This window comes from Chimaeribacter coloradensis, assembly GCF_002858715.1.
Classification (GTDB): Bacteria; Pseudomonadota; Gammaproteobacteria; order Enterobacterales; family Enterobacteriaceae; genus Chimaeribacter; species Chimaeribacter coloradensis.
The window spans coordinates 56972-68952 of record NZ_PJZH01000003.1; the positions used below are offsets into that span (position 1 = coordinate 56972).

Annotated in this window: 13 protein-coding genes; 12 read left to right on the forward strand and 1 reads right to left on the reverse strand. The window is 62.9% G+C overall.

What is annotated here, in order from left to right; all coding sequences use genetic code 11:
• The first annotated feature begins 8 nt into the window (after positions 1–8).
• The 3 genes from aaeB to CYR32_RS04685 all read left to right on the forward strand — a co-directional run bounded on the left by aaeB (position 9) and on the right by CYR32_RS04685 (position 3951).
• The gene (gene aaeB / locus CYR32_RS04675; RefSeq protein ID WP_101823092.1) at positions 9–1976 is read left to right on the forward strand and encodes a p-hydroxybenzoic acid efflux pump subunit AaeB; all 1968 of its coding nucleotides are present in this window, start codon (positions 9–11) and stop codon (positions 1974–1976) included.
• Positions 1977–2164: 188 nt separating this feature from the next.
• On the forward strand, positions 2165–3622 hold the full coding sequence (locus CYR32_RS04680; RefSeq protein ID WP_101823095.1) for an NAD-dependent succinate-semialdehyde dehydrogenase: 1458 nt from the start codon (positions 2165–2167) through the stop codon (positions 3620–3622).
• Positions 3623–3681: 59 nt separating this feature from the next.
• The gene (locus CYR32_RS04685) at positions 3682–3951 is read left to right on the forward strand and encodes a barstar family protein (RefSeq protein WP_101823098.1); all 270 of its coding nucleotides are present in this window, start codon (positions 3682–3684) and stop codon (positions 3949–3951) included.
• Between the two features lie 62 nt (positions 3952–4013).
• Here the strand turns inward: CYR32_RS04685 and yjgA are convergent, their stop codons facing one another.
• Positions 4014–4565 carry a ribosome biogenesis factor YjgA gene (gene yjgA, locus CYR32_RS04690; RefSeq protein WP_101823100.1) on the reverse strand — a complete coding sequence of 184 codons (552 nt, stop codon included), beginning with the start codon at positions 4563–4565 and terminating at the stop codon, positions 4014–4016.
• A gap of 286 nt (positions 4566–4851) precedes the next feature.
• Between yjgA and pmbA the strand changes: the two genes are divergently transcribed.
• From pmbA to dagF, 9 genes are all read left to right on the forward strand, one after another.
• Positions 4852–6192, forward strand: a complete 1341-nt coding sequence (gene pmbA, locus CYR32_RS04695) for a metalloprotease PmbA (protein ID WP_101823103.1) — start codon at positions 4852–4854, stop codon at positions 6190–6192.
• Between the two features lie 278 nt (positions 6193–6470).
• On the forward strand, positions 6471–6779 hold the full coding sequence (locus tag CYR32_RS04700; protein WP_101823106.1) for a glycine dehydrogenase: 309 nt from the start codon (positions 6471–6473) through the stop codon (positions 6777–6779).
• 19 nt (positions 6780–6798) lie between these two features.
• Positions 6799–7164 carry a glycine-rich SFCGS family protein gene (locus tag CYR32_RS04705; protein ID WP_101823108.1) on the forward strand — a complete coding sequence of 122 codons (366 nt, stop codon included), beginning with the start codon at positions 6799–6801 and terminating at the stop codon, positions 7162–7164.
• Complete coding sequence (locus CYR32_RS04710; protein WP_101823111.1) at positions 7161–7457, forward strand: DUF4312 family protein; 297 nt, start codon at positions 7161–7163, stop codon at positions 7455–7457. Before CYR32_RS04705 ends, CYR32_RS04710 begins: the two co-directional genes overlap by 4 nt.
• 29 nt (positions 7458–7486) lie before the next feature.
• Positions 7487–8263: a DUF4311 domain-containing protein gene (locus CYR32_RS04715; RefSeq protein ID WP_101823113.1), complete on the forward strand. Its 777-nt coding sequence runs from the start codon at positions 7487–7489 to the stop codon at positions 8261–8263.
• Positions 8264–8265: 2 nt separating this feature from the next.
• Positions 8266–8940: a DUF4310 family protein gene (locus CYR32_RS04720; protein WP_101823116.1), complete on the forward strand. Its 675-nt coding sequence runs from the start codon at positions 8266–8268 to the stop codon at positions 8938–8940.
• An 11-nt stretch (positions 8941–8951) separates the two neighbouring features.
• A complete protein-coding gene (locus CYR32_RS04725) occupies positions 8952–10085 on the forward strand; it encodes an amidohydrolase/deacetylase family metallohydrolase (RefSeq protein ID WP_101823532.1) in 1134 nt (377 codons plus the stop codon).
• Positions 10075–11220, forward strand: coding sequence for a DgaE family pyridoxal phosphate-dependent ammonia lyase (locus CYR32_RS04730; RefSeq protein ID WP_101823119.1), 1146 nt, complete (start codon positions 10075–10077; stop codon positions 11218–11220). The genes CYR32_RS04725 and CYR32_RS04730 overlap by 11 nt, the downstream gene beginning before the upstream one ends.
• Positions 11217–11966 (forward strand): 2-dehydro-3-deoxy-phosphogluconate aldolase, encoded by a 750-nt coding sequence (gene dagF / locus CYR32_RS04735; protein WP_101823122.1) that lies wholly within the window; start codon positions 11217–11219, stop codon positions 11964–11966. The genes CYR32_RS04730 and dagF overlap by 4 nt, the downstream gene beginning before the upstream one ends.
• The last annotated feature ends 15 nt before the right edge of the window (positions 11967–11981 follow it).

The following is an 11981-nucleotide window of genomic DNA, read 5'->3' on the forward strand; positions in this document are numbered from 1 at the left end:
GGGCAGCGATGAAAAGCCTCAACGTTGAGTTTCCCTTTCCGCGGATGCGGTTTGCGCTCAAGCTCACTTTTGCCATTCTGTTTGCGCTGATCCTCGGGTTCCATCTGGAACTGGTCACGCCGCGCTGGTCAGCGATGACCGCCGCGATCGTGGTGGCCGGCCCGGCGTTTGTCGCCGGCGGCGAGCCATTCTCCGGTGCCATCCGCCACCGCGGCTGGCTGCGTATCATCGGCACCTTTATCGGCTGCCTGGCGGCGCTGGTGATCATGATCGCCACTATCCGCGCGCCGGTGGTGATGCTGCTGCTCTGCTGCATCTGGGCGGGCTTCTGCACCTGGTGGTCGTCGCTGGTGCGGGTGGAAAACTCCTACGCGCTGGGGCTGGCCGGGTATACCGCGCTGATTATCGTCGTCACCTCTGCCAACACCCCGCTGCAAACGCCGCAGTTTGCCGTGGAGCGTTGCAGTGAAATCGTGCTCGGCATCGTCAGCGCGGTGATCGCCGACCTGCTCTTCTCGCCGCGCTCCATCAAAGCGGACATCGACCGGCTGGTGGAGAAGCTGCTGGTGGACCAGTACCGGCTGATGCAGCTCTGCCTCGGCTCCGCCGAGCGGGAAACCGTGGACAAGGCGTGGGCCGACCTGGTGAAAAACAGCAACGCCCTGAACGGGATGCGCAACCACCTGATGATGGAGTCCTCGCGCTGGGGGCGCGCCAACCGGCGGCTGAAGGCACTGCATACCCTGTCGCTGACGCTGATCACCCAGGCGTGCGAAACCTACTTCATCCTGATGAACCACCCGGATGAGATCTCCCCCAGCGTCCGCAGTTTGTTCGATGAACCGGCCGACACGCTGCCGGAGATACACAAGCGGATGAAAATGCTGCGCCACCTGCTCACCGACAACGCCGGTGCGCCGGTCACCGTGACCAGCTGGGTCGGGGCCGCCTCCCGTTACCTGCTGCTGGCGAAAGGGGTGCGCACCAACAGCAGCATCAACAGCGTGGAAGAGGGGGTGCTGAGCGACGAAGTGGTGATCAAACCCGCCTCCGCCGAACGCTACCACGCGATGATCAACGGCCTGCGCACCTTTGCCGCCACCGCGGCGGGCAGCCTGATCTGGCTCTGGACCGGCTGGACCTCCGGCAGCGGCTTTATGGTGATCATCGCCGTGGTCACCGCGCTGGCGATGCGCACCCCGAACCCGCGCATGATGGCGATGGACTTCGTGCTCGGCATGATGGTGGCGATCCCGGTCGGCTCGCTCTACTTTATGCTGATCCTGCCCGCCACCCAGCAGAGCGTGTTGCTGCTCTGCCTCTGCCTCGGCGTGCTGACCTTTATCTGCGGCGTTGAGGTGCAGAAGCGGCGGCTCGGCACCCTGGGCCTGCTGGCGGGCAGCATCAATATTCTGGTGCTGAGCAACCCGATGAAGTTCAACGTCACCAGCTTCCTCGACAACGCCACCGGCCAGTTCATCGGGGCGGGCGTGGCACTGGTGGTGATCCTGCTGATCCGCGACAAATCCAGAGAGCGCACCGGCCGCACCCTGCTGAACCGGCTGATGAGCAGCGCGGTGTCGGCGCTGACCACCAAGGCGTCACGCCGCCGCGAAAACCACCTGCCGGCGCTCTATCAGCAGCTGAACCAGTTGCTGGTGATGTTCCCGAATGACATCGCCAAATACCGGCTGGCGCTGACGCTGATCATCGCGCACCAGCGGATGCGGCAGGCGGAGATCCCGGTGAATGAGGAGCTCTCTGCGTTCCACAAACAGATCCGCAACACCGCCGACCATGTGGTCACCGCCTCCAATGACGTCAAGCGCCGTTACTACTACGACCGGCTGCTGAAGGAGCTGAATGAGTACCAGCAAAAACTGGTGCACTACGACGCGCCGCGGCAGGTCACCGAGCCGGTGAAGCGGCTGGCGGACATGCTGCACAAGTACGAAAACGCGCTGCTCAGCGTGTGACACCCAAGCCAGACGCCCGTCTGGCTTTTTTTTGCCCTGCGATCCCGCCGTTGTGCTAATCCGTTAATTTCACTGGGTTTTGGCTGGAGCTGCACGCGTCATCTCCATGCCATGAGAAGCCGCTATACTTAACCGACAGGTTTGGTTTTCACGCGGCACGGTGGCCGCGTGCACATCAGGAGAAGAGTATGGCGAGCAATGACAGCCTGAAAAATAACGACTTATTCAAAACCGGTTACTTTGTGGCGGGCGAGTGGCGGCAGGCCGGCGAAACCTTTGAGGTACTCAACCCCGCCACCGGCGAGGTGGTAGCGCAGGTGGCGAAAGCCGGGGAGGCGGAGACCAATGCCGCCATTGCCGCCGCCGCGGAGGCGCTGCCCGCATGGCGCAGCAAAACTGCCAAAGAGCGTTCAGAAATTCTTTACCGCTGGTATCAGCTGATTCAGGAGAACAAAGCGTTCCTGGGTGAGCTGATGGTGGCGGAGCAGGGCAAGCCGCTGAAAGAGGCGCTGGGCGAAGTGGACTACGCCGCCGGCTACATCCAGTGGTTTGCCGAAGAGGCGAAACGCGCCAACGGCGAAATCATCCCCGCCGCGAAAAGCGGCGCGCGCATCCTGGCGACCCGCGAGCCGATCGGGGTGGTGGCGGCCATTACCCCGTGGAACTTCCCGCTGGCGATGCTGACGCGCAAACTCGGCCCGGCGCTGGCAGCAGGCTGCACCGGGCTGATTAAACCGGCCAACAACACGCCGCTCTCCGCCTTTGCGCTGCTGGCGCTGGCTGACCGCGCCGGGGTACCGAAAGGCGTCCTGAACGGCGTGGCGGGCGACACCCACGCCATCAGTGACGCCATCATGGCCAGCAAAACCGTGCGCAAAATCTCCTTTACCGGCTCCACCGAGGTCGGCAAAACGCTGGTGCGCAACGCCGCCGACACCATGAAAAAGGTGTCGATGGAGCTGGGCGGCAACGCGCCCTACATCGTGTTTGACGATGCCGATCTTGAGCTGGCGGTACAGGGGGCGATTGTCAACAAATTCCGCAACAGCGGGCAGGTCTGCGTCGCCACTAACCGCTTCTATATCCAGGACGGCATCTACGACGACTTCGTCAGCCGCCTGGGGGAAGAGGTGAAAAAACTCAAGGTCGGCAACGGCATGGAAGAGGGCGTGGTGGTCGGCCCGCTGATTGAGCCGAAAGGGGTGGAGAAGGTAGAGCAGCACGTCAGCGATGCCCTGGGCAAAGGCGCGCGCGTCATCACCGGCGGCGAACGCCACGCGCTGGGCGGCAACTTCTACCAGCCTACGGTGCTGGCGGATGTCACCGACGAGATGAAGGTGGCCCATGAGGAGACCTTCGGCCCGCTGGCGGCCTGCCTGCGTTTCAGCACCGAGGAGGAGGTGATCCGCCGCGCCAATGAGAGCGAGTTCGGGCTGGCGGCCTACTTCTACACCCAGAACCTGCAACGGGTGTTCCGCGTCTCGCAGGCGCTGGAGAGCGGGATGATCGGCATCAACGAGTGCTCCGTCTCCACCGAGCTTGCGCCGTTCGGCGGCGTGAAAGAGTCCGGGCTGGGGCGTGAAGGCTCGGTGCTGGGGCTGGAAGAGTATCTGGAAGTGAAAACCCTGCACCTCGGTAACCTGTAACGGCCACCCTTGCCTTGCGGGCGATCACAGTAACTATTTCAACAGGATGGAGTCAGTGCATGGGGAAAGTGGTTTTCGACTTTAATCAGATACCGGATCTGCCCCGGTTTTACGGCGAATTTGCGCGGGAGTTTGCGCTGGGCGACGGTTTCGAGGCAAATCTGGATGCGCTGTGGGATGTGGTGACAGGCCGCCTTGGGCTGCCGGTGGAGATTGAGTTCGTCAACCTGAATGCACGCAAAAAGCGGCGTTTCGGCGCGCTGGTGCTGCTGTTTGAAGAGGCGGAAGAGGAGCTGGAGGGCGGCCTGCGCTTTAATATCCGCCAGTAACGGCCGGGGCCGGGCCGGCCACAGGGCGGGTTCCGCGCCCCCCGGCCGGCCACGCCCGGCGATCAGTAGTCTTTGGCTTCAGCCAGTTCGCGCAGGTACTGGAAGATCTGGCGGAACGCTTTCGGCGGCTTGTTGGCAGCCTTCTCTTTCTGGGCGTTACGCACCAGCGCACGCAGTTGCTGGCGGTCGGCGTCCGGGTAGAGCGCCAGCACGTCCGGCACCGCGTCATCACCCTCTTCAACCAGGCGGTCGCGCAGCCCTTCCAGTTTATGGAACAGGGAGACCTGCTGGTTGTGGCGGTTTTTCAGTTTGTCGAGGGCGGTCTGGATCGGCTCCGGATCGCGGGCGCGCAGCATTTTGCCGATCAGCTGTAACTGGCGGCGGCGGCCCTCTTTCTTGATGCGCTGCGCCAGTTCAATGGCGGCGCGCAGGTCTTCATCCAGCGGGATTTTGTCGAGGGCGTTTTTGCCCAGCTCCATCAGCTCTGCGCCGAGGTCTTTCAGCGCTTCGGCATCACGTTTAATTTCGCTTTTGCTGACCCAGATAATCTCGTCGTCTTCTTCGTTTTCATTCTCAGGGACGTCGTCGAGCCAGTCTTCGTGTGGTTTGTTCATGGGGACTCCAAAAAAAGAGGCTAATCCTATCAGGTTGTCGGCGTGGATCGCCAGCGACAGCCGGATTTAGCAGCAAAGATCGCGCCTTTAGCGCCATTATTATGGCGCAGGCCCGGGCAGTTTGCGGGCAAAGATGCCCGGCGGGGTGGCGGCCGCCATCAATTTGTCTGAATCTCTGTTAGACTCAAGCCTATCAATCAGGTGTAAAACGCCGTGGACGTGGAGCGGGAACCCGGGCAAACCCAGCCGGTTCCCGGACGATTATCTCATTAATTATGGCAGATCGATGAAAGTAGTCACTCAAGTTGCAGAGCAGCGTAAAACGCTGGAACAGGCGGTTGCCCGCGCGCTGGAACTGGCGCAGGCCGGGGCCGATCAGGCTGAAGTGGCCGTCAGTAAATCCACCGGGATCAGCGTCAGCACCCGGTTCGGCGACGTGGAAAACGTGGAGTTCAACAGCGATGGCGCGCTGGGCATCACGGTATACTGGCAGAACCGCAAGGGCAGTGCCTCCTCCACCGATCTCAGCCCGGAGGCGATAAGCCGCACCGTGCAGGCGGCGCTGGACATTGCCCGTTATACCTCGCCCGACCCGTACGCCGGGGCGGCTGACCCGGAGCTGCTGGCGTTTGAGGCACCGGATCTCGACCTGTTCCACCCCACCGAGCTGGACGCCGAACGCGCCATTGAGCTGGCGGCGCGGGCGGAGCAGGCGGCGCTCTCCGCCGACAAACGCATCACCAACAGCGAAGGCGGCAGCTTCAACAGCCATGTCGGCATCAAGGTATTCGGCAACAGCCACGGCATGTTGCAGAGCTACTGTTCGAGCCGCCACTCCATGTCGAGCTGCGTGATCGCCGAGCACAACGGCGACATGGAGCGCGACTACGCCTACACCATCGGCCGCGCGATTGACGACCTGCAAAGCCCGGAGTGGGTCGGGGAAGAGTGCGCCCGCCGCACCCTGTCTCGCCTTTCGCCGCGCAAACTGGCGACCATGAAAGCGCCGGTGCTGTTCGCTTCGGAAGTGGCGACCGGCCTGTTCGGCCACCTGGTCGGGGCGATCAGCGGCGGCAGCATCTACCGCAAATCGAGCTTCCTGCTCGACAGCCTGGGCAAGCCGATCCTGCCGGAGTGGCTGACCATCGAGGAGCACCCGCACCTGCGCAAAGGGCTGGCCTCCACGCCGTTCGACAGCGAAGGGGTACGCACCCAGCGCCGCGACATCGTCAAAGACGGCATCCTGCAAACCTGGCTGATGACCAGCTACTCAGCGCGCAAACTCGGCCTGAAGAGCACCGGCCACGCAGGCGGCATCCATAACTGGCGCATTGCCGGGCAGGGGCACGACTTCACCGCCATGCTGAAACAGCTCGGTACCGGGTTGCTGGTCACCGAACTGATGGGCCAGGGCGTCAGCGGCGTCACCGGCGACTACTCGCGCGGCGCGTCCGGCTTCTGGGTGGAGAACGGCGAAATCCAGTACCCGGTCAGTGAGATCACCATCGCCGGTAACCTGAAAGAGATGCTGCGCAATATCGTCAGCGTCGGCAGTGACATCGAAACCCGCAGCAACATCCAGTGCGGCTCGGTGCTGCTGCCGGAGATGAAAATCGCCGGCGAATAACGCATCGACGGATAGACCTCATCTTCCCCTAAAAACGGGCTGCCCAGGCAGCCCGTTTTTTTATTTCCCCGCCCCCATGCCGTTTGCGGAATCCGTGGTTTTGCGAATTGGATCTCTCCTGCCTATTTCATTTCCAGTTTGAACTGGAAAAAGTGCGTCTACACACTGCGCCCGGCTGCGCGTAGGGTAAAGCCACACCCAGAATAACCGGCAGGGAGAGAGGCGCCGTGAAGAATGAAACCGCACCGGGTAATGAGGCCGTCAGGGTGGATACCGCTATGGCAAATATCAGGGCGCAGCAAGTGCTGGCAGAAATAATGGCGTTGCTCGGCCGCAAGGCTATTTACCCCAACGCCGTGCAGCAGCAGATGCTGGATTCCCATATCCGCGCCATGGTATTGCGCTCGCTTACCGGCGAGCCGCTGCCGGAGGTGGAAAAAGATCTGTTTGAGGATATTTCCGCTGACTCGATGGCAATGGCGGAACAGGTCGTAGAGGGCGTCGGGAATTTACCGATTGAAGAGGCCTATTTGCTCTCCGTGCATTTTGAAGTGGCGAAAGAGAATACCCGCGATAACAACCTTTAATCTGAATCAGGGGATAACAATGGATATTACCGTAGTGATTGGCGACCGGCTGGGCAAAGGGCAGAAAGTGGCGCAGGGCGTGGAAGCGGCAGGCGGCAAGGCGGTGGTGGTGCCGGGCATGGCCGCGGACATGAAACTGGGCGACGTGATGAAAGCGGAAGGCGCGACCTTCGGCATTTCATTCTGCGGCAGCGGCGGCGCGGGGGCGATTACCGCCCAGAATAAATATGGTTATAAAGCGCGGCACGGCATGCGCTCGGTGGACGAAGGCGTCACGGCGATTAATGACGGCTGCACCGTATTAGGTTTCGGGTTTATGGATAAAGAGGAACTGGGCCAGAAACTGGTGGAAGCCTGGCGCAAGAAATTCGGCCAGACGCCATGAAACAGCATTACACCACCACCGTTCAGGTACAGGGAAAAGGTGAAACCAAAGCGGCGGCGTTTTCAGCCGCATTAAGCCAGGTGCAGCAGGCGGTTATGCGTTCCACAGAGAATATCCTGTTGCGTATTGAGCCGCAGGATCTGCGGGTAATAAAAGCGGAAGAGAAAATCACGCGGGAGAAATTCCTGTTTTTCTTTCTGCCGCGTGAAAAGCGGCACTATCAGGTGCTGCTGGAAATAACGGTCAACGTGACCGCCATTAATACCGGGCAGGTCACGTTCGCCACTTTATAAACAGCTGGGCGGGAAATTAAGGAGTCCTGATGTTTTTTATTATTCTGCTTAAGTCGCTGGTGATCGGCGGGCTGGTGGGCGTCGGTGTCGGGGCCGGGGCGGCGCGCATGTTCCATGCGCCCACGGTGCAGGGCATGGGCGCGTTCCGCACCCTGGGCGAGTTGAACGCCTGCGAGGGCGACCCGGCGTCACACTTCTCGTTCGGCCTTGGCTTCTTCTTCAACGCCTGGGCCTCCTCTGTGGCGGCCGGGGCCTTCACCCAGGACGTTGACCACCGCATCATCCCCAACTGGGGGGCGGCGGCAATCATGATGAAAAACCGCAACCTGGCGGAGACCCTGCACGACCCGCGCAAAATGGCGCTGGCCTGTGGGCTGATCGGCATGGTGGTGGTGGCGTTCCTCAATACCACCGCCTCGGCGGTGCCGGCGGCGCTCCAGGTCACGGCGGTGAAAGTGCTGGTGCCGGCCGCCAACCTGCTGGTGAACACCGTGATGCCGGTAATCTTCTGGCTGGCGGCGATCGATGCCGGGCGGCGCTCCGGCTTCTGGGGCACGGTGTTCGGCGGGCTGGCGCAGCTGATCATGGGCAACGCGGTGCCGGGGCTGGTGCTCGGTATCCTGATCGGCAAGGGCGTGGAAGAGAGCGGCTGGAACCGCGTCACCAAAATCATGATGGCGGTGATTGTGCTGCTGTTTGTGCTGAGCGGCTTCTTCCGCGGCTTTGACATGAAACTGCTGCAATCCTTCACCCTCGGCGTGCCGGGCTGGCTCGACCATATCCACAACACCTTGAGCGGGAAATAATCATGACGACCCTTATCACTGAAAAAGTGGAACAGCAGGAGAAAGCCGGGTTCTGGTACGCCGACTGGTCTTTCCCGATCTTTGTCGGCCTGCTCTCCTCCGGGGTGTTTGCCGGTACGCATATGTACTACCTCTACGGCATCGGCGCGTTCAACGAAGTGGCCTTTGTCTCGATGCTGCGCGCCGGGATGGACACCGGCGTCTACGGCGCGGTGGCCGCCTTCGGGGCGAGTTTCCTGTTTGCCCGCATCATTGAAGGCTCGCTGGTCGGCGTGCTGGACATCGGCGGCGCGGTGCAGACCGGCGTCGGGCTGGGTATCCCGGCGCTGCTGCTCGGTGCGGGCATCGTCTTCCCGGTGGAGAACTTTGTGGCGTCGCTGATCACCGGGCTGGTGGCGGGGCTGGCAATCGGCTACCTGATTATCCTGGCGCGCAAATTCACCATCAACCAGAGCAACTCCACCTACGGCGCGGATGTGATGATGGGCGCGGGCAACACCTCCGGGCGCTTCCTTGGGCCGTTGATCATCCTGTCGGCAATTGCTGCCTCGATCCCGATCGGCATCGGCTCGCTGCTGGGCGCGCTGCTCTTCTACCTCTGGCAGAAACCGATCACCGGCGGGGCGATCCTCGGCGCGATGATCTTCGGTGCCATTTTCCCGGTGACCCTTTCCTGATGGCGGGCAACATGATGGATCTGATGTTTCGCCGGGCGCGGCTGCCGGACGGCAGCCTGACCGATCTGGCGGTGCAGGATGGCCGCATCGTCGCGCTGGGCCACCTGCCGGAGACAATGGCAGCAGAGAAAAGCGTGGATCTGGCGGGCGCGGCCTACCTCAGCGCCGGCTGGATCGACAGCCATGTGCACTGTTACCCGGCGTCGCCGATCTACCATGACGAGCCGGATCGCGTCGGCATCGACGGCGGCGTCACCACGGTGGTGGACGCAGGCAGCACCGGCGCGGATCAGGTCGGGGATTTCCACCGCCTGACGCGCCCGGCGCGCACCCGGGTGCTGGCGCTGCTGAATATCGCCCGCACCGGCATCGTGACGCAGAACGAGCTGGCCGACATGGCGCAGATCGACGGCACGGCGGTAACGCAGGCGATCCATGACTACCCCGGCTTTATCATCGGGCTGAAGGCGCGCATGAGCAGCAGCGTGGTGGGGCAGAACGGCCTGCGGCCGCTGATCCGCGCCAAGCAGATCCAGCGCGACAACGGCGATTTACCGCTGATGGTGCACATCGGCAACGATCCGCCGGATCTGGACGGCATCGCCGATCTGCTCACGGCGGGCGACATCATCACCCACTGCTACAACGGCAAGCCGAACCGCATCCTGACGCCGCAGGGCGCACTGCGCGGCGCGGTACGGCAGGCGATGGAGCGCGGCGTGCGGCTCGACGTCGGCCACGGCAGCGCCAGCTTCAGCTTTGCGGTGGCGCAGCAGGCGATCACCCTCGGCATCCTGCCGCACACCATCAGTTCCGACATCTACTGCCGCAACCGCTTACAGGGGCCGGTACACAGCCTGGCGGCGGTGATGTCCAAATTCCTGGCGCTCGGCATGACGCTGCCGCAGGTGATCGACTGCGTGACGGTAAACGCCGCCCAGGCGCTGAAACTCCACGGGCGCGGGCGGCTGGCGGTGGGGGAGGCGGCGGATCTCACGCTGTTTACCCTCAGCGACGCGCCGCAGATCTACGCCGATGCCGACGGCATCACCATGAACGCGCCACAGCATCTGGTGCCGCTGGCGGCGGTGGTCGCCGGGGCGCTCTATCCAACGCAAGAAGGGAATGCCCATCATGTCTTCTGAAACCACGGCAGAGAACCGCACGCCGTCACTCTATGAGAAATACCAGCTGAAACAGGTGATCAACGCCTCCGGCCGCATGACCATCCTCGGTGTCTCCACGCCGGAACCGGCAGTGGCCGAGGCGGTGAACTACGGCCTCAGCCACTTTTTTGAGATGAAAGATCTGGTGGTGAAAACCGGCGCCTACATCGCCGGGCTGCTGAACGCCGAGGACGCGGTGATCGTCTCCTGCGCCTCGGCCGGGATCGCGCAGTCGGTGGCGGCGGTGATCGTCAAAGAGAGCGATCACCTGCTGGTTAACCTGCACAGCGCTGCCCATGACGTGCCGGATGAGATCGTGCTGCCGAAGGGGCATAACGTCAATTACGGCGCGCCGGTCGGCACCATGGTGGCGCTGGGCGGCGGAAAAGTGGTGGAAGCGGGCTACGCCAACGAATGCTCGGCGGCACAGCTGGCGGCCGCCATCACCCCGCGCACCGCCGCGCTGCTCTACATCAAGTCACACCATTCGGTGCAGAAAAGTATGCTGACGGTCGCCGAGGCAGCGGAGGTGGCGCACCGCCACCAGTTGCCGCTGATTGTCGATGCGGCGGCCGAAGAGGATCTCACCTGTTACTACGAGATGGGCGCAGACCTGGTGATCTACAGCGGGGCCAAGGCGCTGGAAGGGCCGTCGAGCGGGCTGGTTGTCGGCCGCGCCCGCTATGTCGCCTGGGTGCGCCGCCAGTCCGAAGGGATTGGCCGGGCGATGAAAGTCGGCAAAGAGGGCATCCTGGGGCTGACGGAGGCGATCGAGCGTTACGTGCACCGCGCACCGGTGAGCGGTCAGGCGCTGGTGGAGAAGATGACGCCGTTTATTGAGCGCCTCAACAGCCTGCCGGGCGTCAGCGCACGCGTGGTGTGGGACAGCGCCGGGCGTGACATCGCCCGCACCGAGATCGCCTTTGATGAGGCCGCGCTGGGGTGGCGCACCGGTGACATCGTGCAGCAGCTGAAAACCGGCGAGATCGCCATCTACTTCCGCGGTTACCGCGCCAATGAGGGCAAGATTGAGGTGGATGTGCGCAGCGTTACCCCGCCGCAACTCACCACCATTTACACCTGCCTCGCCACCCTGCTGGAGAAACGCCCGTGAAAACTGCCTCCTTAACCCCCAATTACTACCGTGACCGCGTCTGCCTGAATGTGCTGGCGGGCAGCAAAGCCAATGCGCAGGCGGTGTATGACGCCGCCGAAGGGCATGTGCTGGTGGGCGTGCTGTCAAAAAACTACCCCGATGTGGCCTCGGCGGTCGCGGACATGCGCGACTACGCGGCGCTGATCAACAATGCTATTTCCGTCGGGCTGGGGGCGGGTGATCCGCGCCAGTCGGCGATGGTCGGGCAGATCGCGGCCGCGCTGCAACCGCAGCATGTGAACCAGGTCTTCAGCGGCGTCGGCAGCAGCCGGGCGCTGCTCGGCCAGACGGAGACGGTGGTCAACGGGCTGATCTCGCCTGCCGGCCGCGCCGGGTGGGTCACCATCTCCACCGGGCCGCTGAGCAGCGCGCGCGAGGCGGCGGTGGTACCGGTGGAGACGGCGATCGCAATGCTGAAAGAGATGGGCGGCAGCTCGGTGAAATATTTCCCGATGGGCGGCCTGAGCACGCGGGAGGAGTTCGCCGCCGTGGCCCGCGCCTGTGCCGCGCAGGATTTCTGGCTGGAGCCGACCGGCGGCATCGACCTGGAGAACTTCACGCCGATCATGGCGATCGCGCTGGAGGCGGGGGTGAGCAAAATTATCCCGCATGTCTACAGTTCCATTATCGACAGCCAGAGCGGCGATACCCGCCCGTCGGCGGTCGCCGATCTGCTGGCGCAGCTGCGCGCGCTGGTGGGCTAAACCCTCTTACACAGG

Bases quoted from the DNA above. Each gene is read 5' to 3' on its own strand.
- yjgA (WP_101823100.1), bottom strand. From the start codon at position 4,565: ATGAACAAACCACACGAAGACTGGCTCGACGACGTCCCTGAGAATGAA.
- CYR32_RS04720 (WP_101823116.1), top strand. From the start codon at position 8,266: ATGACGACCCTTATCACTGAAAAAGTGGAACAGCAGGAGAAAGCCGGG.
- CYR32_RS04685 (WP_101823098.1), top strand. From the start codon at position 3,682: ATGGGGAAAGTGGTTTTCGACTTTAATCAGATACCGGATCTGCCCCGG.
- aaeB (WP_101823092.1), top strand. From the start codon at position 9: ATGAAAAGCCTCAACGTTGAGTTTCCCTTTCCGCGGATGCGGTTTGCG.
- pmbA (WP_101823103.1), top strand. From the start codon at position 4,852: ATGAAAGTAGTCACTCAAGTTGCAGAGCAGCGTAAAACGCTGGAACAG.
- CYR32_RS04725 (WP_101823532.1), top strand. From the start codon at position 8,952: ATGATGGATCTGATGTTTCGCCGGGCGCGGCTGCCGGACGGCAGCCTG.
- CYR32_RS04680 (WP_101823095.1), top strand. From the start codon at position 2,165: ATGGCGAGCAATGACAGCCTGAAAAATAACGACTTATTCAAAACCGGT.
- CYR32_RS04705 (WP_101823108.1), top strand. From the start codon at position 6,799: ATGGATATTACCGTAGTGATTGGCGACCGGCTGGGCAAAGGGCAGAAA.
- CYR32_RS04700 (WP_101823106.1), top strand. From the start codon at position 6,471: ATGGCAAATATCAGGGCGCAGCAAGTGCTGGCAGAAATAATGGCGTTG.
- CYR32_RS04710 (WP_101823111.1), top strand. From the start codon at position 7,161: ATGAAACAGCATTACACCACCACCGTTCAGGTACAGGGAAAAGGTGAA.
- CYR32_RS04715 (WP_101823113.1), top strand. From the start codon at position 7,487: ATGTTTTTTATTATTCTGCTTAAGTCGCTGGTGATCGGCGGGCTGGTG.
- CYR32_RS04730 (WP_101823119.1), top strand. From the start codon at position 10,075: ATGTCTTCTGAAACCACGGCAGAGAACCGCACGCCGTCACTCTATGAG.